General features: G+C 49.0%; 17 protein-coding genes. 8 read left to right on the forward strand and 9 right to left on the reverse strand.

The annotated features are described in order from the left end of the window. Positions 1 to 78 precede the first annotated feature (78 nt). Positions 79 to 327, forward strand: a complete 249-nt coding sequence (locus RDV48_25550; GenBank protein MDQ7826194.1) for a hypothetical protein — start codon at positions 79 to 81, stop codon at positions 325 to 327. A gap of 8 nt (positions 328 to 335) precedes the next feature. Here RDV48_25550 and RDV48_25555 read toward each other — a convergent pair whose 3' ends face one another. Next, a complete protein-coding gene (locus RDV48_25555) occupies positions 336 to 1,892 on the reverse strand; it encodes a galactose-1-phosphate uridylyltransferase (protein MDQ7826195.1) in 1,557 nt (518 codons plus the stop codon). After that, positions 1,858 to 3,081, reverse strand: coding sequence for a galactokinase (locus RDV48_25560; protein ID MDQ7826196.1), 1,224 nt, complete (start codon positions 3,079 to 3,081; stop codon positions 1,858 to 1,860). The genes RDV48_25555 and RDV48_25560 overlap by 35 nt, the downstream gene beginning before the upstream one ends. Before the next feature lie 231 nt (positions 3,082 to 3,312). Between RDV48_25560 and RDV48_25565 the strand changes: the two genes are divergently transcribed. Beyond that, a complete protein-coding gene (locus RDV48_25565; protein ID MDQ7826197.1) occupies positions 3,313 to 5,352 on the forward strand; it encodes a M15 family metallopeptidase in 2,040 nt (679 codons plus the stop codon). A 20-nt stretch (positions 5,353 to 5,372) separates the two neighbouring features. Here the strand turns inward: RDV48_25565 and RDV48_25570 are convergent, their stop codons facing one another. Both RDV48_25570 and RDV48_25575 read right to left on the reverse strand, forming a co-directional pair. Beyond that, the gene (locus RDV48_25570; GenBank protein ID MDQ7826198.1) at positions 5,373 to 7,073 is read right to left on the reverse strand and encodes a hypothetical protein; all 1,701 of its coding nucleotides are present in this window, start codon (positions 7,071 to 7,073) and stop codon (positions 5,373 to 5,375) included. Between the two features lie 137 nt (positions 7,074 to 7,210). After that, positions 7,211 to 8,947, reverse strand: a complete 1,737-nt coding sequence (locus RDV48_25575) for a YkgJ family cysteine cluster protein (GenBank protein MDQ7826199.1) — start codon at positions 8,945 to 8,947, stop codon at positions 7,211 to 7,213. Positions 8,948 to 9,155: 208 nt separating this feature from the next. Here RDV48_25575 and RDV48_25580 point away from each other — a divergent pair, with 208 nt between their 5' ends. Then, a complete protein-coding gene (locus RDV48_25580; GenBank protein MDQ7826200.1) occupies positions 9,156 to 10,301 on the forward strand; it encodes a 4Fe-4S binding protein in 1,146 nt (381 codons plus the stop codon). 82 nt (positions 10,302 to 10,383) lie between these two features. Next, on the forward strand, positions 10,384 to 11,364 hold the full coding sequence (locus tag RDV48_25585; GenBank protein ID MDQ7826201.1) for a sugar ABC transporter substrate-binding protein: 981 nt from the start codon (positions 10,384 to 10,386) through the stop codon (positions 11,362 to 11,364). Between the two features lie 45 nt (positions 11,365 to 11,409). Here the strand turns inward: RDV48_25585 and RDV48_25590 are convergent, their stop codons facing one another. The 3 genes from RDV48_25590 to RDV48_25600 form a co-directional block, all read right to left on the reverse strand. Next, positions 11,410 to 12,303, reverse strand: coding sequence for a hypothetical protein (locus RDV48_25590; protein MDQ7826202.1), 894 nt, complete (start codon positions 12,301 to 12,303; stop codon positions 11,410 to 11,412). Positions 12,304 to 12,503: 200 nt separating this feature from the next. After that, positions 12,504 to 13,475: a DUF362 domain-containing protein gene (locus tag RDV48_25595; protein MDQ7826203.1), complete on the reverse strand. Its 972-nt coding sequence runs from the start codon at positions 13,473 to 13,475 to the stop codon at positions 12,504 to 12,506. A 43-nt stretch (positions 13,476 to 13,518) separates the two neighbouring features. Then, positions 13,519 to 13,833, reverse strand: coding sequence for a hypothetical protein (locus RDV48_25600; protein ID MDQ7826204.1), 315 nt, complete (start codon positions 13,831 to 13,833; stop codon positions 13,519 to 13,521). A gap of 57 nt (positions 13,834 to 13,890) precedes the next feature. Between RDV48_25600 and RDV48_25605 the strand changes: the two genes are divergently transcribed. Beyond that, positions 13,891 to 14,166, forward strand: coding sequence for a hypothetical protein (locus tag RDV48_25605; protein ID MDQ7826205.1), 276 nt, complete (start codon positions 13,891 to 13,893; stop codon positions 14,164 to 14,166). Between the two features lie 144 nt (positions 14,167 to 14,310). Here RDV48_25605 and RDV48_25610 read toward each other — a convergent pair whose 3' ends face one another. Further along, positions 14,311 to 15,954 carry a YkgJ family cysteine cluster protein gene (locus tag RDV48_25610; protein ID MDQ7826206.1) on the reverse strand — a complete coding sequence of 548 codons (1,644 nt, stop codon included), beginning with the start codon at positions 15,952 to 15,954 and terminating at the stop codon, positions 14,311 to 14,313. A 381-nt stretch (positions 15,955 to 16,335) separates the two neighbouring features. Here RDV48_25610 and RDV48_25615 point away from each other — a divergent pair, with 381 nt between their 5' ends. After that, positions 16,336 to 17,793 (forward strand): ankyrin repeat domain-containing protein, encoded by a 1,458-nt coding sequence (locus RDV48_25615; protein ID MDQ7826207.1) that lies wholly within the window; start codon positions 16,336 to 16,338, stop codon positions 17,791 to 17,793. 13 nt (positions 17,794 to 17,806) lie between these two features. Here RDV48_25615 and RDV48_25620 read toward each other — a convergent pair whose 3' ends face one another. After that, positions 17,807 to 18,400 (reverse strand): ankyrin repeat domain-containing protein, encoded by a 594-nt coding sequence (locus RDV48_25620; protein MDQ7826208.1) that lies wholly within the window; start codon positions 18,398 to 18,400, stop codon positions 17,807 to 17,809. Positions 18,401 to 18,652: 252 nt separating this feature from the next. Here RDV48_25620 and RDV48_25625 point away from each other — a divergent pair, with 252 nt between their 5' ends. Next, complete coding sequence (locus RDV48_25625) at positions 18,653 to 19,024, forward strand: YccF domain-containing protein (protein MDQ7826209.1); 372 nt, start codon at positions 18,653 to 18,655, stop codon at positions 19,022 to 19,024. A 192-nt stretch (positions 19,025 to 19,216) separates the two neighbouring features. After that, a complete protein-coding gene (locus RDV48_25630; protein ID MDQ7826210.1) occupies positions 19,217 to 19,636 on the forward strand; it encodes a hypothetical protein in 420 nt (139 codons plus the stop codon). Positions 19,637 to 19,748: the final 112 nt, after the last annotated feature.

Genomic DNA, 19,748 nt, shown 5'->3' on the forward strand with positions numbered 1-19,748 from the left:
AATCAGTGATCGGCTTGCCCTGGAATTGGCGATCGATTATCTCTGGAATACGCAGTCTACCAGGAGTGGGCCAACATAGTGGTCCTCAACGAGTTCAAGGCAAAGGTCGAGAGAAAGTACCACTGCTGTTATATCGGGAGAAAACACAGTAAGTCGTATCTCTCTTCCCACGACCAGATCATGGAGAAATGGGGGAGCCTGATTGTCAAAAAAGGCGAAATGCCGGGCATCTTTGCCCAGGTGATGAATGACTATTACTACATGATAAGGGCAGATAACCTGGACACGGTCCGCGAGGTGATCGATTATGTGCACCGGCTCGCATAAAGAATATTTTACTTCAGTGAAGAGATGAATAGAGCCATGGCGTTGTTTCCTTCCGGTGTCTCCTTGAAGACTCCGGAGCATTCAATCACCTGGACGAATTTATCAGCCACTTCCTGCATGATTATCTCCTTGACGTCGCTTGAGTGAAAAGTATCATATTTATCATATAAAGCAGCCAGCCATTGCTCATGCTTTCCCATCGATTGATCTGATGACAGCTTCGAAAGAGCTGATTTCTTATCATTGAGCAGCAAGAGCTTCTCCAATTCCGCCAGTTCGCCTGCAAGCCTGCCAGGGAGAATAGCCAGCCCCATCGCCTCAATCAATCCGATATTTTCCATTTTTATGTGATGCAGATGGCGGTGAGGATGAAAAATGCCTTCAGGATGCTGATCAGTGGTACGATTATTGCGTAATAACAGGTATACGCAGTATTTATCTTTGTCAAGTTTACGCATAATCGGTGTTATGCCATTATGACGATTCCCTTGAGCATCATGGGAAATTATATCTAATTCGTGATTATTATAGCCATACCACTTTGCCATAACGATGGTGATCAAAAGAGTCAAATCCTGCCGGGAGCCGATGAGCCGCAGAGTGGTCACAGGCCACGATAAATGATTCACTTCCCCATGGGCAAAACTGTCGATTTTATAGGTATTTTTTATTTTTGCCTTTTCAATCGGAAAGATATGATTGCCTGCCTGATAATGATCATGGCACAGTATTGAGCCGCCGACAATTGGAATATCACTGTTTGAGCCAATAATATAGTGAGGCACTGAATCAACAAAATCAAAGAGATTGGCGAAAGTGTTTTGATTTATTGCCATGTCGCAATGTACAGGATCTATGACTATCGAGTGTTCAGGATAATAGGAATAGGGTGAATACTGAAAAAACCAGGGTTTATTGTTTAACTGAATTTCCAGCAGGCGATGATTATGGCGGGAGGCCTGGGAGCTGCTTCCCGCATATCCTTCGTTTTCAATGCAGAGCGGGCATTTTGGATATTCGATGTTTTCGGGCTTGATCAGATTGGCCCGGGCAATGTCAAGCGGGTCTTTTTCCGGCTTTGAGAGATTAATTGTTATCTCCACGTGGCCGAAGGGTGTACGGCTCTGCCAGGATTGATCTTTAGCAATATCTGCCGTTCTGATGTAATTGGTATCCTTACTGAACTGATAATACCAGTCTATTGCAGCCTTGATTCCTTTATTCTGCTGCAATTGCCTGAATATATTCTCAACCGTGCCAGGGAGCGGCAGCAATAAATCAATTAAATGAGTTTCCGCCTGCTCTTGATTTTCTCCCAGGCGGGCACTCCGAGCGCCATCAAGTGACAGATAAATATTTTCAGCTATAGTTGCCAGGCTCTGCGCAGCCAATGAATCAGGCGCTATTGAGGGAAACTGCCGCGGTGCGCTCAGGCCCAGGGTTAAATATAATTTATTTCTCAGATAAATGATGTCGCGATGAGTTGTCAGCTTAAGCTCAAGGGACCTGGCCAGAAAGAGCTCGATCAGCTCATAGAGATTTGCTGCTGATGCCTGGTGTTTCATGAGATAACTCCTGATTTATTTCACCGGCGCCATTCCCGGCTTTTACCACATAGAAATCCGCCTCCAAGCCTGTGGAGTGCCTGTAATCAGCACCGACACACCTGATGAAATCATCAACCTGATTCTTGTTTACCAGGCTTACGGTGCACCCGCCGAAACCGGCTCCTGTCATTCGTGAGCCGGTACATCCGGTATGATTCCAGGCTGCTGCCGCCAGGCTGTCCAATTCTTTGCCGGTTACTTCATAATAATCACGAAGTGAAATATGCGACTGATTCATAAGTTCGCCGAAGGTGGTCAAATCATTTATCTGCAGGGCTTTAAATGCGGCCAGGGTGCGCTGGTTCTCGCTTACCGCATGAAACACCCGCTTATATTCCACGGGACTGGTTACCACGTCTCTCACCTTTTCCAACTGTGCCACATCCAGCTCACATAAGGATTTAACCGGCACCCTGGTCTGCAGCTGAGATAAAGCATGGTCGCATTCAGCACGGCGCTCATTATACCTGGATTCTGCCAGGCCTCGTTTCTTGTTGGTATTGGCAATCACGATCAGGTGCTCGCCAAGCTTCAGGGGAGCGTATTGATACGAGAGAGTATTGCAATCCAATAGAATCGCATGATCCGTTTTTCCCATTGCAATGACGAATTGATCCATGATCCCGCACTTTACCCCGATGAACTGGTTCTCTGCCTTCTGGCAGAGCAGGGCAAGCTCTTCACCCGGTAAATCCGCAAAATTGCCGTAATGTCTCACAACAGTTGCCATCAATACCTCGATTGATGCGGAAGAAGATAATCCGGCGCCATTCGGAATAGTGCCGTAAAACAGAATATCAAGACCATTGCTGAGCCTATGACCTTTATCTGCCATGACCCTGAGCACGCCTTTAGGGTAGTTTGCCCAGTCGTGCCGGTCTTCCTTAATCAGGCTGTCCAGCGTGAAGTCAATGATTCCGGTTGCGGGGAAATTTTCGGAATAGCAGCGAATGACCTCATCTTTCCGGGGGAGTGCCAGTGCATAGGTGCCAATATCCAGGGCGCATGGGAAAACATTGCCGCCGTTATAATCAGTATGCTCACCAATAAGATTTACGCGGCCGGGCGCGAAGAAATAACGCGGGTGATCGTGAGCCCCGAATATTTTTTTGAAATTTTCCTGAAGCTGTCCATAAATTTGCTGCATGATCATTTTACCTTGCCTGTCATCTCCTGCTCCCGTCCGGAGAGCTTTTCCTCAATCTTTTTTTTGGTGAAAAAAGGGGACTCTCTGATGTCTGATTATTGAACCTGCAAATTCATAATAAATTAACAATATTTTAACATAATGGCAATGGTTATTTCAAGAAATTTTCATTGAATGGAGTGATAAAGAGAAAAGGGCATTCAGATTCCGTCATAAATGCATGGAGGGACTATGGGGAGCGATGATAACGACTTCACGATAGATGCTGTTCAGGATGCAGGCAGTTACCGCAGCCAGACAACTCAGCCTGACGACAATGCCATGCCGCAGAAAGAGGCGGCGTCTGCCGAGAGCGCCAATAAATCAGGACTTTCACAGGTGGCGCCCTCAGACCAGGAGGAGAGCCAGGGCAGCGAAGCATCAAAGACTGATAGGGTCTCAATATCAAGGGAAATAAAAGGACCCGAAAAAAGCTCAAAAAGCACTGCGGATTCCCTCAAAGCTTTCAGTGAAAGCTGGAACGGGGTGAATAAGGACAAAGAGAAGAACAATGATAACGATAAAGAGAGCGGCAGCCTGAAAGAGATACACAAGAGGCTCGAAAATAACAGCGAGATTAAAAACAGAATAAAGGATCTTGATGATACCTCCAGGGCATCGGTGAGCACGGCCGCAGAAGATGCTTACAGGAAGGCAAAAAAAGAGGGTGCAGAGGACTGGAAGGCTTTAAGGGCCGCAACAGAAGCAGGAAATGAAAAGTCAAAAGAGGCAAAAAGGGACAGCGACAGGTCAAAAGAAATAGAAAACCTGAGCCCCGGCGACAGGGAAAGAGCCGATAAGATCAGGCAGCGATCAGTTTCAGAGGGGAATGCCCAGGAAAAATCCCCCGAAGAAATAAAAAAGACGGCCGATAAAGCCGTTGACGCGCAGCTGAATAATATGAAGCGTGAGAAGGCTCTTGACGAATCCATTTCAAAGATGAACGATGAACAGAGGGAAACCATGAGGCGCGAAATGGATAAGGCCTATGTTGCTGCAATGCGCCAGGGTATGGATGATGAACAGTGCAAAAAAGAAGCCGTTGACAGGGGCAGGGTTGTTGAAAAGATAGATGGTTCTAAGTCTTTAAGCTCAGGCATGAAGGATATGAACCAGGATGAAAAAGGATCAGTCTATCAGGCTTCTCACGATTCCTATAAACAGGAAATGCAGAAGAGCGGCGATGAGCGGAAGTCCATGCAGAATGCCGAGGAGTCTGCCAGAAAGACAGGCAGGGACATCCAGAAGGATCATTCCAGCCTGAAAGAGCTCCAGAGAGCCATTGAAAATGGAAGCACCACCAGGCAGCAGTACAAGAGCTTTGATGAAAAGGAAAAGACTTCAGTCAGCACTGTTGCAGAGGAAGCCTATAAATCGGCAAGACAAAAAGGTGAGAGCAATGATAAGGCCGTGAAAGCGGCGAAAGAGGCGGCATCGGCAAGAGTAAATGAGATTCAGGGGAATCACAATCGAATCAAGGAGATGGAAAAACTCGATCCCGCAATGAGAGAGAGAGTTCAGGGCGCCATGCAGCAGGCATCGCAGAATGCCCGGCTCGGTGGATCAAATGATATCGAGCAGGAGAGGGCTGCAGGCAGAGCCGGAGATCAGGAAATAAAAGACATCGGAAACGAGCAGTTCGTTGAGAAGTACAAAGGCAAAATGAGCGAAGAGGATCAGAAAGCAGTGGATAAGGCCTCTCAGGAGGCTTACAATAAAGCCATCAGTGAAGGTAAAAGCCCTCAGGATGCAAAAAGAGAGGGAACAGGCGCAGCCATGGAAAAGGTCGAGCCGTCAAAAACCTTGCCGCCTCTTGAGGTACCTAAAGGATACAGCGAGAAAACAAAGACCTTCGGTGAACCGGGATCACATCAGACGAAAATGAAAATGCCGGCAGGCAAAAATGGAGAGATGATTGAGGTGACCTGCCATGAGAAGCTTGCCGAGAGAATGAAGACCATGTTTGAAGAGGTCAGGGACAGAGGCAAATCCCATCTTCTCAAGCAGGATTTTGGCGGATGCTCTTACTATCGTGATACTACCGGTGGCGGGTCTCTCAGCAATCATTCCTGGGGCATCGCCTTTGATGTGAATGCCGGACAGCCGGGAAATGGATTTAATACCTCATATCCGACAGAGGACCAGAACCAGCTTGCAGAGATATTTGAAAAATACGGCTTCAAGCAGCTGAAAAATGATCGCATGCACTTTGAATACTGCACAGGGAGCTAAACCCGCTTATTCCGCAAGGGCTAATTCGCCAGCATTGCGTCCGGTGTCAGATTTCCCTCTGAGTGAATTATCCTTCCCTTTCTGTCAAAGCCCAAAATGACGCTCTCCATCGATTGAGTGTCATACCGGTGCCCTCCCCCGGAATAGGCGATGAATGTCTCGCCGCGGTCATTATGGTAAAGCTGCTGAGGGCTCATTTTCACGCCCGGGGGCATGCCGAGGGCTTCCCGGTTCTCGTCAAAATAGCGCTGCGCCATGGCTGTTGAAGAGGCCTCATCTCCGCCCGGGGAAGCATTCCCTGAGGTGCGCAGGAATTCCCTGCCTGTGCGAAGGCCTGCAGGCAGGGCAAGGGCCGGGTTTTCTCCGAGCCTGCCGGTCCAGGCCTCCTGTGCCTTGGTCAGTGAAGCAGTGAGATTCATGTCGATTCCCGATTCTCTGAAGTTTTTCGCATAAATTTCGCGGTATCTGCCCCCGTTATCAATGGTATCGGCCTTCATCATCGCGTTGCAGAGATCGGAGGTGAATACCTGGCTCCCCCGCGCCGCGGGAAGAAAGTCAAGGGTTCTGCTGAAGTCGGAGCCCACCGCGTCCCTTGCCTTGATGAAGGCTACTTCTTTCGGCATCGTGGGATTTTCGGCCCGCATCTGTGTATAGATGTCATACACGCTGTTGTAGACGCCGCTTGAAAAGGCCTGCTTATGCGGATCCTGCCCTTTGAAGAGATCGTCTAATGATGCGGCTCCGGAGCTTTCTGCAGCAGGGCCCTCAGGTTTCGGGCGCTGAGAAATATCGCGCATCCCTTCCTGCGCACCGGGAGTCCTTGTGTCGCCTGCCCCCAGCTTTCTCTCGAGCTCGGCAAACTCCCTGTTCCCTCCTTCGGCAATCCTTGATGCTACCGTGGAGCGTTCCCCTCTCTCCCAGCTCGAGATGACTTTCCTGGACACCTCCTTGTCATTCAGCGCGGTGAATAATGCGGTAGTGTCGGCAAATTCCTCCTGTACCTGGTTCTTCTCCGGGGAGGTCAGCAGGTAGTTCGTCTGGTGGTCGTACTCCGGTCTCTGGCTGTCGAGGATGGCGTGCCCTGTCTCATGGGAGATTACATCAGGATCCTTGGCCGTCTCTCTCATATCGGCCGTGATCCCCACCTGCGGGTTGTTGCCGGTGTGAAGGTATCCGGCAGGAGACTGCTCGTTACTCTCCATGGTCTTGTCAATCCGTATATCGAGTCTCTTTCCATCGCGAAACTGGAAATCCCGTCCCAGATAGTGGGATACCACCCCGTGGGTTTTCGTGGCCGCGGTGAGGCTCTGGGTTACCCTGTCATCACCGGTGATGGCGCCGCCGGGAGCTGCCTGAACAAGCGGCCTGGCTGTCGAGGCGCTTGTCACCTGGATGTGCTCGTTGTAAATCTGGGGAACGAGTCCGCCAGCCCCGCCCTGATCTGCCTGGATTCCCGCCGAGGAGGACGATCCGCCCGCCGATGCATATTCCATGAGTTTCTGGTAGCGGGTATCGCTCGCTTTCAGTACTCTTGCCCTCTGGCTGATCGGCGTATCCTGGGGCTCCGTGAGGGCATTGGATTGTGATGAATACGTGGCGTGAGGATTATCAACGGTATCATAGAGCTCCGGATTGTCGGTCTCAGGCTTCTGAGAGACCGGAGCCTGAGGCTTCTCCTCTTTATTCTGAAGAAAAACGGGGGAAACCACAAAGTCGCTCATCTTGCACTCTCCCTTTCCCAAACTCAGGATGGACCCTGCTGCGGGGATTTACCTGATTGTTTTTTACACTGATTTATGTCAACATTATTATATCATATTAATTTAAACAATTCGTTACGTTTTTGTAACATTTTCAATTATTTCCGGCCGGGGGGACCGGTCTCAAGATGAGGACTTTCATGTGCCGGCGGACAAGAAATGACCCCGATGAGGTCAAAATGCCGGCACAGCTCATCTTTTATACGGCTGAGTATTCCTGAGATCTCTTTTTCATCTGTCAGATCTATGAGCAAGGGGATGCTGGTTTCGTCTTCATCATGAATTGTCTTTATATGAAGCGTGCAATCATAGCAGTCTATATAAAGTATATTATGGACGTGAGTATGGGGCATCCATGACAGGCTGGTTTTTCTGCAGAGGCGGTTGGTGGATCGGTAGTCACGGCACATCTGCGGTCTTCCCTCATAGATTGTGCAGCAGAATTTATCAGGCGCGATCTGCCTGAGGAATGGGCACTCCCATGTATCAGCGCCTCTCTTTACCTTTGTGATGATCCTGTCTGATGAGTTCCAGGTAAATCTCCCAGGTCCAAGGTACTTATTCTCCAGTTCTGAAACTGTCATCTTCAGATGCGCCGCAAGGTTTTCCACATCTTCCCGCGTAATCTCCAGCTGATACTCTCTGCAGCATGCCCCGCACATGAAGCAGCCGGGAGCTTTATGCCGCAGGTGTGCCCTCAGGAGCTCATGGTCTATTGCGAGAGCTGCATTGATGAGCTCCCGGCTCAAAGACAGCATGTTCTGGTTATCACGGTAAAGAAGGGTGCCCTGAAAACACTCCTCTTTTCTCCTGCCTATGACAAACATGACCTCGGGAAGAAACCGCAGGGCTTTTATCCATGTGCCGCAGGCTTCCGAAGATCCCTGAGCCTTTCCCGTCCTGTAAGTGAGATTATTCTGCAGAAGAGACCCGATGGCTTTCATCTTGTCTTTTAATTCCCCCACAAGGGGTGTCCCGGGTTCCCCTGCTTCCTCTATCATCTCAAGGTTTGCCACCATCTCCTGTAACTCTATGATTCTCTCAATCCTTCGCGGGGTCAGGCCGCAATAAATGAGATCCTCGTGCTCTTCGTCAAGAATCCGTGCAGTCTCGCGAACAAGATGTGAGAATTCGCTGAGAGTCTCTTCCTCAAATTCCAGAAGTGAGCTTTTTAACTTCTCAAAAGAGGAGAGAAGAGAGGGATTGATCATGTGATCTTCAAACTTTCTTCCTGAATCGAGAGTGATGGCAACGCTGTCTCCCTTTATGGTGATGCGCTTTACTCCTTTCAGGAGTTTTTCGGGTGATTTCACGCACATTTCCTGGGCAGGAATGAGATTCATACATGCCCGGGGGCGGACAGGAAATATGCGGCATGCATGCAGTCCGTTCGGCGTGGCTTCCAGAAACACGCAGCGGCCCTGCTCCTGTTTCAATATTCCATCTTTTTCATTCCATGTGTGAGTCTTTGAGGAGTAAAGCTCCCTTGCTTCATCTTCTGTATCCAGGTTCAGATGCAGGCTTATCTGCTGAATATCTCTCGCCGTGACATAGACACCGGACCTCCTGCAGCAGTTTCCGCAGCGGCCGCAGGTGTCATAAAAAAGCTCTTTCTCGTAGGTCTCCACGACTGTCTTTATAAGCTTGCTGATGGTATCGCGGATTGCGGGGTTTTTCTTGTGGAGAATCCTTGTTTTTCTCACCATCCCGTCATTGATTGGATTCGTGATCTCCAGGAATTTGGGGTTGAAATCAAAGAATGTGGACTCATTGACAATCATCTGCCACCTTGCTTTCTTGCACCACGATCGCTCACGCTCCAGGTAGTCTCTCATATCTTTGCAATCATCTCCGAAAATATATCACAGCCTTGGTGCCAAGTCAATACATTTTGGATTCTCAAGCGGGGTGGAAGGCCTATATTGACAATGAAAGGAACGGCCGGTGAAGGGAATCTCTCTGCTGAAACGAAGTATCATCTTTATCCCTGATGAGAACAGGAACTATCGCCAAGGCTTCAACGGCACCTGATCAAGAGGCACTATGGGACATCTCTCGCACGTTGAAAAAGAACACCTGCTGCCGCTTGTAAAGCGCCTGAATCTTTATCCAGTCGGAGCCCCGGAATCAGATGAGCTCTATGAGATCCTGAGCCTCATCTACACAAGAGAAACGGCTGCGATTGCGGCGAAATTTCCCCTTCTTGAGACTACTCTTGAAGAGCTGTCCCCCCGGGTCCGGAAAAAGCCAGGTGAGCTTCTCCCCTTCATTGAAGAGATGGCTGAGAGAGGCATCGTTACCGAATCTGTTTATGGCGGCAGGGCTTATTATATGCTCTCACCGCTTATCATCGGTCTTTTCGAGTTTATCTTCATGAAGACTTCCCAGGATATGCCCCTGGAGAAGCTGGCTGCACTTATTGATGCCTATGAGAAAGGCCCGCTCGGCAGACAGTTTGCCACGTTGAAGACCAAAATGGGCCGCATGCTTCCCCTTGAAAAAGCCTTCCCTCTGCTCTCAACATCGGTGCTGTCCTTTGAGCGAGCCGGGGAAATAATCAGCCGCTCTGAGTATCTTTCCCTCACCAGGTGTTATTGCCGCCACAAGAGCCTCCATCTGGGCAGGAAATGTTCCCATCCCTTCGAGGAAGTCTGCATGGCTTTCGGCAAGGCGGCTGAATTCCTGGTAAGACGCGGTTTTGCCCAGGCAATTTCCATAAATGACGGCCTCGAGGTGCTGAAGAAAGCCGAGGAAGAGAACCTGGTTCACATAATGGATAATGTGCGCGAGAACCCGGCCTTTCTGTGCAATTGCTGCTCCTGCTGCTGTGCTTTTCTCTCTTTTATGAAGAGGGTCCCGGGAGGCTCAACTGTCGCTCCCAGCAGCGTGCAGGCAGAGGTTGCCATGGATACTTGCATGCGTTGCGGAATATGCCTGGAAAAATGCCCTGCAGGTGCGATCTCGATACCACGGGAAGAGTCTGTCCATATTGACAGTGTACGCTGCCTGGGTTGCGGCCTGTGTGCCGTGACCTGTCCCCGCCAGGCAATCACGCTGGCAGGGCGGCGGCGAAGAATCATTCCTCCAGGAAATGTAACGGAAAAATTTGCCCGGGCAGCCTTTGAAACCGGCAAGCTTCTCCCCTATATTCCTGAAGCGGTGAGAATACTGCTCAGGAGATTCCTGTGATGATCTCCGTAAATGGCGCCCTGCTCCATCACCGGGGATCTCTTTAAGGGAATTTGGCAGCATGGAATAGAATATCATCTCTGTGAAACTCCATATGCCCCTTATTCTCACTCTGCTCTCGGTTGTCTTCTTCTTCTTCATGGGTGGCTGCGCTGGCAAAAAACAGACTCGCGACAAGCTGAAAATTGCGATGGTCATCCAGGCAGAATCGAATCCGTACTTCGACAGGATTGAAAAAGGAATGAGAGACGCTGCGAATGATCAGAATATGGTGCTCGTGGTGATTGCGGACAGGGAGTACCAGGCGAAGGAGCAGCAGGCGATAACTAAAAAACTGATAGACGCAAAAGTCCAGGGGCTCATTATGATGCCGGATGCGGCGGAGAGCTCAAAAAAATACACTATCCCTCTCATTCTCGAGGCGAACCGAAACAACATCCCTGTGGTGTTCATCCATGCGGCAATTGATGAGGATGTCATGAAGTCCGCAGGTGCGAGCGCCAAAGGGGTAGTGACCAATGACAAAAAAGGGGGAAGCATATCTGCCGCTGATTATCTGGTGAGGAAGCTGAAAGGGAAAGGCACGGTACTGGTCATGGAAGGCGGCCCCGGCGGTCCGAAGAGCGAGGAATCGAGACTGGAAGGATTCCTCGAGGTCACAAAAAAATATCCGCAGGTCAAGGTACTTTTCGCACCGCCGGGAAACTGGAGAAGGGAGGATGCATTTTCAAGCGCCAGCAAGGCGCTGAAGAAAAAACCCCACGTTGATGCCATTTTCACTTACAGTGAGCCTATGCTTCTCGGTATCCTCGATGCAGTCGATTCCTTAAAGGTCAGGAAACCTCTCATCGTTGGTTTTGATGGAACCGATGAGGGATATAAGCTTGTGAAAACAGGAAGAATAGATGCTCTTGTAGATCAGAAGCCTTATGAGATGGGAAAAGCAAGTATAGATTATATGGTAAAACTGCACAAAGGGCAAAAGCTGCCAGAAGTGCATATGATAAACACTGCGCTCATCACAAAAGAATCTTTCCAGCACCCCTTTGATCAGGGTCCTTGAAGACTAAGCCTTCATAAGGCCCAGTTCCTTGTGAAGGCCGGTGGATTATTTCTGGCTGTCAGTGTCAGGCTCTTTCTCCTCTTCGGCTGCTTTGTCGGGTTTGGCGATTTTGAGCTGCGAGCTGAGATCGTCGGTAAGCTTTGTGATATCGCTCATCTTGATCTCGTATTTCCGCTTCAGGCCCATGATGCTCTTGAAAAGCGCATCGGACTGTTCCTTTGTCGCGCCGAGGGCGGCGACTTTCTTTCTCCAGTATCCCTGTGTCTCCATGGCCTTGTTGAAATCCACCCTGTTCTCCAGGGCCGTCATACCGATATCGCCAAGGTTGTAGATTACCGGCACCAGGTCGGCGGCCATCAGCTGGTATTGTTTTGAAAAAGCGATGAGGCGGTCGAATGCTGCCTGCATGTCATCCTGGGTGGGGATCTTTGCGTCTGCAGCGGCGGTGTTAGCTTCGGCAGTGCCTGCAAGGGGGGCGGTCACCGGTGTGCTGCCTCCATCCTTATTCGTGCCTTCTTTATTGCTCATTGCCATGAGGGCAGCCGCCTTACCTACAGAAAGGACATCTTCGCAGGTGACCTTATATTTGTCAAGAAAAGCTTGAAGCTGGTCGCAGTAAGCTTTGAGGCCGTCATGGGGTGCCGGCACCTTCTTGTCAGGCTCTGCTGCCTTCAGTGCTTTTGCATAATCACTTATCGTCCCGGCAAAGCTCTTCGTTGTCTCCTTGAGCTGAGCGACATCCTCGTCTGAGAATTTATATTTGTCAAAGAAGCTGGAGCTCTCCTTGACCAGCTTGTCAACATCGATCTTGTTGAGGGCCTCAACAATCTTACCTTCCAGCTCGAACTTGGTGCTGCCTGTCTCCTCAGCCGCTGCGATGACAGGCGTCATCAGCATGAACGAGAGAACCAGCAGTGCTGCAACGACTCTTTTCATCATTTCTTTCCTCCTTCGTATTTCTCGTATCAAGCGGTGAATCCGTTTCTCATAATACACCCTGGCGGGGGCTCTGTCAATGTGCCTCCGCTAAAAACAGGGACAGCAGGCACACCGGGCAAGCCAGGGGCCGGCCTTGAGAGGCTGAAAGCGACAGGCCCTTTTTTCCTGCCGCCCTTCCCGGGAGAGCGGGGAATATTGCATTAATTGCTTTGAATGAGCCTGTAGTTTGTTGAACCGAGCCCTATTTTTTCAGCATACAGGAATTGTTCACTCCCCTTGAATTTACGGCCTTTTCGGAGTGCCATGTCATAGCAGGCCCTGTCAATCGCCACGGGATCCGTGGCGGCGAAAATTCCATAGTCTTCCATGACAGGCTTCATCTTTTTGCCTTCACAGTCACATCCTTTGGTGACATTCATCGCAAAATTCAGGTATATGTTTTTTTTGCCTTTCTGCGCCGCGTAGGCATATTCAACGACCTTCTCGCGAAACTTTCCCCCCTGGATCACTGCATTGAATATGCCCTGGAGTGAGAGTATTGATGTTGCCTTGTGGGGGCATATGGCAACACAAGCACCGCAGCCTACACACTTTTTGTGGTCGATGAATGATTTTTTATCAATGGTAATGGCGTTTTCATTACATCTTTCCTGGCAGAGCCTGCATTTTCTGCATTTTCTATTGATTATCCTGGGCTTGATGCCCATATGCATTGCCAGCTTGCCGCCCTTTGAGGCATGCCCCATTGAAAGCTGCTTGATGGCGCCACCAAAGCCTGCCAGCAAGTGTCCCTTGAAATGAGAGATCACGATGAGCTGCGTATAATCAAGAAACGCTTTGCCAATCTTGCAGGTCTTGTAATGGTTCTTGTTGATTTCAACCTCTACAAAAGATTCGCCCTGATCTCCGTCGGCAATGACCACGGGGAGCTGGGTAAATCCGTGCTCTTCGGCAGTTTTCAGGTGCAGCTCCTTTTTATATCTCTGGCCGCCATACAGAACACTGGTTTCGATATAGCATGTTTCAATACCCCTCTGTTTCAGGTATTCAATGATTCCCTCGAAGTTTTCAGACCTGAGAAAAGTAGTGTTACCCTTCTCCCCGAAATGGACTTTCAGGGGGATCTCTTTCTCAAGGGTGATATGTTCCCGCTCGATTATTTTGTCCAGCAAAGCCTGAGTAATCCTTTGAATCTCTGCAACGGGTGTGTGTGAATCAATTTTTGAATAATATACCTGTGACATAAGCTTCCTCGTGTAGGGCAATCTTGTCAAGTTCTGTCAGGGAAGCCTCCAATTCCTGCTTCACCCGCATAGTTGATTCATTCAACAGGAAAGAACTCATCAAATTTGGCAATGCTTTTTTTCTCCCATAGAGCTCTGCGAATTTCCTGCACTCCAGGCTATTTTCACCCTCTTCAAGAGCACAGCCGCGGCCGGGACTCTGGAAGAAAAGAGCACATGGAGATCGTGCTCCTGGATAAGTGACAGATAAAAGCCAGGGCAGGAAGGGTTTTGTTCCGGTCTCCACAGAATTTAGTTTTCAGGCTGAAGGAACACTCCCCATGCTCAGGAGCCTGAAGATTGAATGAGGTACATGAAAAATAAAGCGGCAATTTTTGATTTTAATGGCACCCTTCTCTGGGACACAGCATATCACAACAAGTCTCATGATATATTTCTCGAGAAACATAATATTCACCTTACCGACGAAGAAAAAAGAGAAAAAATACATGGAAAACCCAATGCCGGAGCAGGAAAGATCTATATTGTAGATTCCAGCAATGATGATTATTCGTGCTATTCACACGAAATCATCACTCACTTCGACCAGGTTGACAGAGAAATATTCATATCTCCATGATGGTGAAGAGTTTTCACGAGAACGAGCGGGACAGCGCAAATAATCAGTGGCATGAGCTCCCACATGCCTGCCGTTGGCAGGAATGCCCGGCCCGATACCACTCATCACCTGTTTTCCCTTAGCCTTCATCACTCGAATAAGCTTTTAAACATCACCAGATTTGATGATGTCTGGATGGCCAGACCCTGTATCCAGAATCTGCAGAACCTCTCTCTTGACTTTATGGAACATCTCTCGAAGCCTGTCATAATATTTCAGTGGTATGACAAAAGGCTCTTTATTCTGTGAATGGGTATATCGGGTAGTGATGCGGACGATGTCGTCGGCTGCCTGGCAGGAGATTATGTTCCCTATATGCTCATATCCCCTCAGCAAAAGGCTTTGTTTCTGGCAGAGCCGGGTGTTCGCCTGGTAATCCCTGCATATCTGGGGACGTCCTTCATAGATCCCGCAGACTGATTCTGTCTGGCTTTTCGCCTTGAGAAAAACACATTCCCCTTCATGACCTTCTTTCTCAAGCCTCCTGAGGAGCCCGTCTCTCCGATTCCAGGAGCGCGAGCCCGGCACAAGGTGCTTTTCCCATACCTCTTTCTCGGAGATTTTCAGATAATCGGCCAGTCTTTCAATATCGGCGGCCGTTGCCTCCAGGTCATATGATCCGCAGCAGACACCGCACATGAAACAATATGGATCGGTGTGTCCCAGCACATCAACCAGGCCGGGCTCTCCGGAAGCCACCAGAGCCTCAAGGAACTCGCGCACTAAATCCAGGAGCCTGCCATGCTGCTGATAATCCAGGGTTGTGGCGAGAGGCTTATCCTGTGACTTTATCTTAACTGACAGGGCCGTCGGCTGAAAGCATATGTCAACAGGCACTTCTTCACGGCAGCTGCCTGCTTTCTCGATGGCTGCCTCAGTGCCTTTCCCATCGGCACTGCCAAATAGCTCGTTAAGATGCCTGACCTTGGACCAGAGCTGTTCAAGGTCCTCAGGATCCTTTTCATGCAGCAGAGTGAGAGTATCAAGATCCTCAATAATCTCTTTTACTGCCGAGAATCTGGGCAAAAGTACCTCCGGAGACACACCGGCCTTATGATTATTTAACAGCCAGTCAAGAAGCCGGTGGGCATCACCGGACATTTGATCAAGCTGGCTTTGCTTCATTCCCAGGCAGGGGTAAGCCACCTCATGCAATTTTCTCAGGGCATCCTGCAGTTCGGGAGTTCTTTGCTCAATAAGGTAATAACTGCCAGAGGTGAGGTGGCAGGTAAGGGCCTGGGGCTCAATTTCAAGCCTTTCCACATGGGTAAGCAGTTTCCCCGGATCTTTTTTACCGCACTCCGGCTCAGGCATTATTTCTCTGCAGAACGAAGGCCTTGCCTGGTATATGGCGCATTTAAAAATGCCCGAAGAGCCCTGTTCCAGGAAGACGCACTTTTCATCCTTCAGGGCCAGTGCTCCATCGTGCTCATTCCATGTTGCGGCAGGCATCAGGTAGCTCTCCCTGAAAACGGTTTCTGAAATGTCCAGGTGATGGCTGACAGTCACTATTTCCAGGGCATTTAAAAGCACCGTCCTGTTGATACAACACTGACCGCAGCAGCCGCAGACCTGGGAAAAGATTTCCTTTTCGTACCCGGCCAATAATACCTCCATCAAAGCCATCGCTGCAGCGCGGACATCCTGGTGCTCAACGTAGGTTATCTTCGATTCTTCGCCGTCGAGGTAACCTGTTGCCGTGAGATATTCCGAATAAAGCTTGTAACTGATACTTTCCTTCTGGCTCAAATGCTTTGACCTCCCTGTCATGATTCCCCGATATAGGGCAGCTGGAAAGCCTGGCGGCACTTACCGGTGATGCATGGCGCAGGAGCCTGAAGTGCTATCATGCTCAGGGTCAAATGGAGTGCCATCAGTAATGCTCCTGCGTGGAGAGTATGCCCTGTGGGTTCAACAATTATATCAGCAGGGAAATCGGCAGTCAAGGCTAAATAGCGGAGCCCTGCAGCAGGGATGATTTTCTTCTTCTCGCCGGGAGGCCATGGAATAGAGGATTCCTCAGAGATATATCGTAATAGTAGCATATACACCACGAGAAATGAAAGAATCACAGCACCAGTTCCTATAGCGTATATGGTGCTTTTTCGATTTTGAGGATGAGGAGGATTTATGAGGAAACCAATATGTTTATTCCTTGTTGCCGTGTTCTTTCTCCTGATATATGGTCCTGTCATGGCCAGTGATAAATCAGATTTATATGATGCCATAATTAATTGCAATAAGGCAAAATTTCAGGAATTGATTGCTAAACCGGATCTTGTCAATGCCCTTCTAAGAGGGAAGTCATCGAATGGAAAGCGGACAATAGTGGCAACACCTCTCTATTTTGCCGTGAGGTCGGACAGGCCGGAGTTCGTAAGAATTCTGTTGGCAAGTGGAGCTGATGTAAGCATAAAAGCGGATAATGGATTGGTACCTCTCCATTGTGCAAAAAGTAAAGAAGTTGCAGAATTGCTTATCTCCAAAGGTACTGATATCAATGCCAGAGATAAGGAGGGCTGGACGCTCCTGCACTATGCGGCAGATTCGGGCTGTAAAGAGGTGGCCGAGTTTCTTATTTCCAAAGGCGTTGATGTCAATGAAAGGGATGACCAGGGCGTGTCACCATTGTTTTATGCTGTGGGGAGTGATCGCCGCGAGGTGGCAGAATTACTTATCTCCAAGGGAGCCGATACAGGCGCCAGAGATAAAAAGGGTGTGACGCCTTTTCATTGCGCGGCGAAGAAGGAAATGGCCGAGCTGCTTATTTCTAAAGGTGTTGATATCAAAGTCAAAACAGACGATGGCTGGAACCTGCTGCACAAGGCGGCACTTGAAGGTTATGCTGATGTGGCGGAATTGCTTGTCTCCAAAGGCCTTGATATCAATGCCAGGGATAAATCAGGCAAAACAGCTCTCCATGCCGCGGCCTCCAAAGGTTACGTAAAGGTAGTAGAAGTATTACTCTCCAATGGAGCCGATGTAAACGCCAAGGATAATTACGACCTGACACCACTGCATTTGGCAGCGGCAAAAGGTCATAAAGACGCAGCGAATCTTCTTGTATCAAAGGGTGCTGATGTCAACGCGGTAAACAAGAAAGGATATACACCCTTACAGGTAGCGGAGATTTATGGTTATAAAGATATGATGGAGCCTGGCAGGAAAGGAGCGTCACGGGCATCTTACAAGCCTTTCACAGGAAGATGTAAAGAGATAATTAATGGGAGTACATTGACAGTCATACATAATGGCATGGAAGTAACCTTGAGATTATATGGTGCAGAATGCCCAAAACAAGGGCAGAACTTCCATAATGAGGCTAAGGAGTTCACCTCAAATCTTATTCTCAATAAAGAGATAAGTATACAGGTGATGGAGGTCGATCACGACAGAAACAGCTATGCGGTAGTAAAGATTGGCAATAAAGATGTGGGCTGTGAATTATTGAAATCCGGCCTGGCCTGGTATAAACATCGTTATAGCACCGCAAAAGATGAATATATGACTGCGGAAAGAGATGCAAAAAAGAAAAAAGCAGCAATCTGGTCTGAAGCAAACCCGGTACCCCCGTGGGAATATAAGTGAGGGTCTCGGAATATTACTTATTATTCCTGGCCTTATCAAGAAAATCGACAATTTCGGGGTGCTTTTTCTCTGCTGCCAGTTCCCGGGGTGTTCTGCCGTTATTATCTCTTGCATCTGCATCAGCACCCCCCATTACCAGAAGCTCTGCGATTTTCAGGCTGCCTTCCTGGGCCGCAATATGAAGCGCTGTGGAGCCATTATTAGCTTTAGCATCTTTATCGGCGCCTTTGGATATGAGCAGTTTCGCCACTTCAATACGACCGTTCAGTATATTTTTATTGAACACCACATCTTTACTGGAGGCAGAAATATGTAAGGGTGAGGATCCTTTGGGATCTCTCGCATTCACATCTGCCCCTTTTGATATGAGAAGCTCCGCAACTTCTCTGTTGCCTTTAAAGGCCGCCTTATGCAGTGGCGTCCATCCAAAATCTCCCTTTTTATTGACAAGTCGTGGATTCCTCTTCAGAATCTTTTCGATTTTCTTGACATCACCGGATTCCAGAGCGGAATGAATGCCTCCCGATGATATCGTATTGATGATAATAAAAGAACCAATCACCACAATCAGGATTATCATCATCAAGTATGCTGAGCGTTTATGCATGACTCACCAGAAGCTTCGATTCTATCAGATTTGGATCCAAGAGTGTTGTTCCCCCTGCCTGGGCGATTTTTGAATGCAGTCATTCAGATTCATGCCAGTTATCCTCGAGAGTGGATCTTTCCGCTTCCAGCCAATTGTATCAAAAAAGAGCCCTCGATGCAAGAATTCTCCCTCTGAATCAACCGGAGGATATGGCTGCATTAAGTAGAACACCTATACTGATGAACAATCCGGTACTATGAGGAGATGACAATGAATTTTCTGGGAAATATCATCTGGGTGTTGTGTGGCGGAATCATCGCAGCGATCGCCTGGTCGCTGGCAGGCCTGATCCTGTGCGTGACAATCGTGGGGATACCATTCGGCCTTCAGTGCTTCAAGATTTCGGCTTTTGTGCTGTGGCCTTTCGGAAAAGAAATAACGGTCGGTAATTTCGGCGTGGGGGGATTACTATTCAACATCATCTGGATTATTCTCTTCGGATGGGAGTTTGCCATAGGGCATCTTGTGCTCGGTATAATCTTTTATATCACCATCATAGGGATACCATTCGGCAATCAGCATTTCAAGCTTGCCAAGCTCGGACTCGTGCCTTTCGGAGCGGAGATACGCAGAGAGGGCTGAGCCGGAGCCGGAACGCCAGGGCTGCGGCCGTCCAGGGAGGCCGTTACCCCCTCATCTGATTGGTCTATCCTGCACTTCGGCATCTTCTCCCTGACTCCGGCACTCACCCCGGACTATAAAGGAATGGATAACCAGGGCGGTGAATCAATCTGATGGAATAGCTGCAGTACGGATAGGGAAGAGGAGAGAGATATGAGGAATAGGTTTTATCTATCTGCAGTCCTGACGCTCTTTATCCTGGCCCTTGCAGCCTCCGATAAATGCCTCGCAGGATCTGGCAACAGGGGCCTGATAGCAGGAACCTGGCATCGCGTGATAGATCCCGGGGAAAAATACATTACCTCGGCGATGGTTGTTTTCTCCGAAGACGGGACGCTCTGGGGATCCTCGGAATATCAAGGCATTGACCTGAGGATGATCCTGAAGGGCACTTATCAATTCCTTGCGGATAATACTGTGCAGATCAATTACGAGCTCACGAAAGTATACGGCTCAGGAAAGTCAGAGAGAGAACAGGTGAAGCTTCTCTGGTATATTACGGGGCTCACTGACAGGGAGATGACCATTGAGTTCCTCCCGGAGCGGAAACAGAAATTCACCTATAAAAGGTGACGCCAGCCCTTCGCAATACCCTTTTCCATGCCCTCTTTCATGCCTTCTTCCCCGGCTTGCTTCCTGAGCCTCATTATGCAGCGCTGTGGAGCCATTATTATCCTTGGCATCT

The sequence above is a fragment of the Candidatus Eremiobacterota bacterium genome, from assembly GCA_031082125.1.
Taxonomy (GTDB): Bacteria; Vulcanimicrobiota; CADAWZ01; order CADAWZ01; family Ess09-12; genus Ess09-12.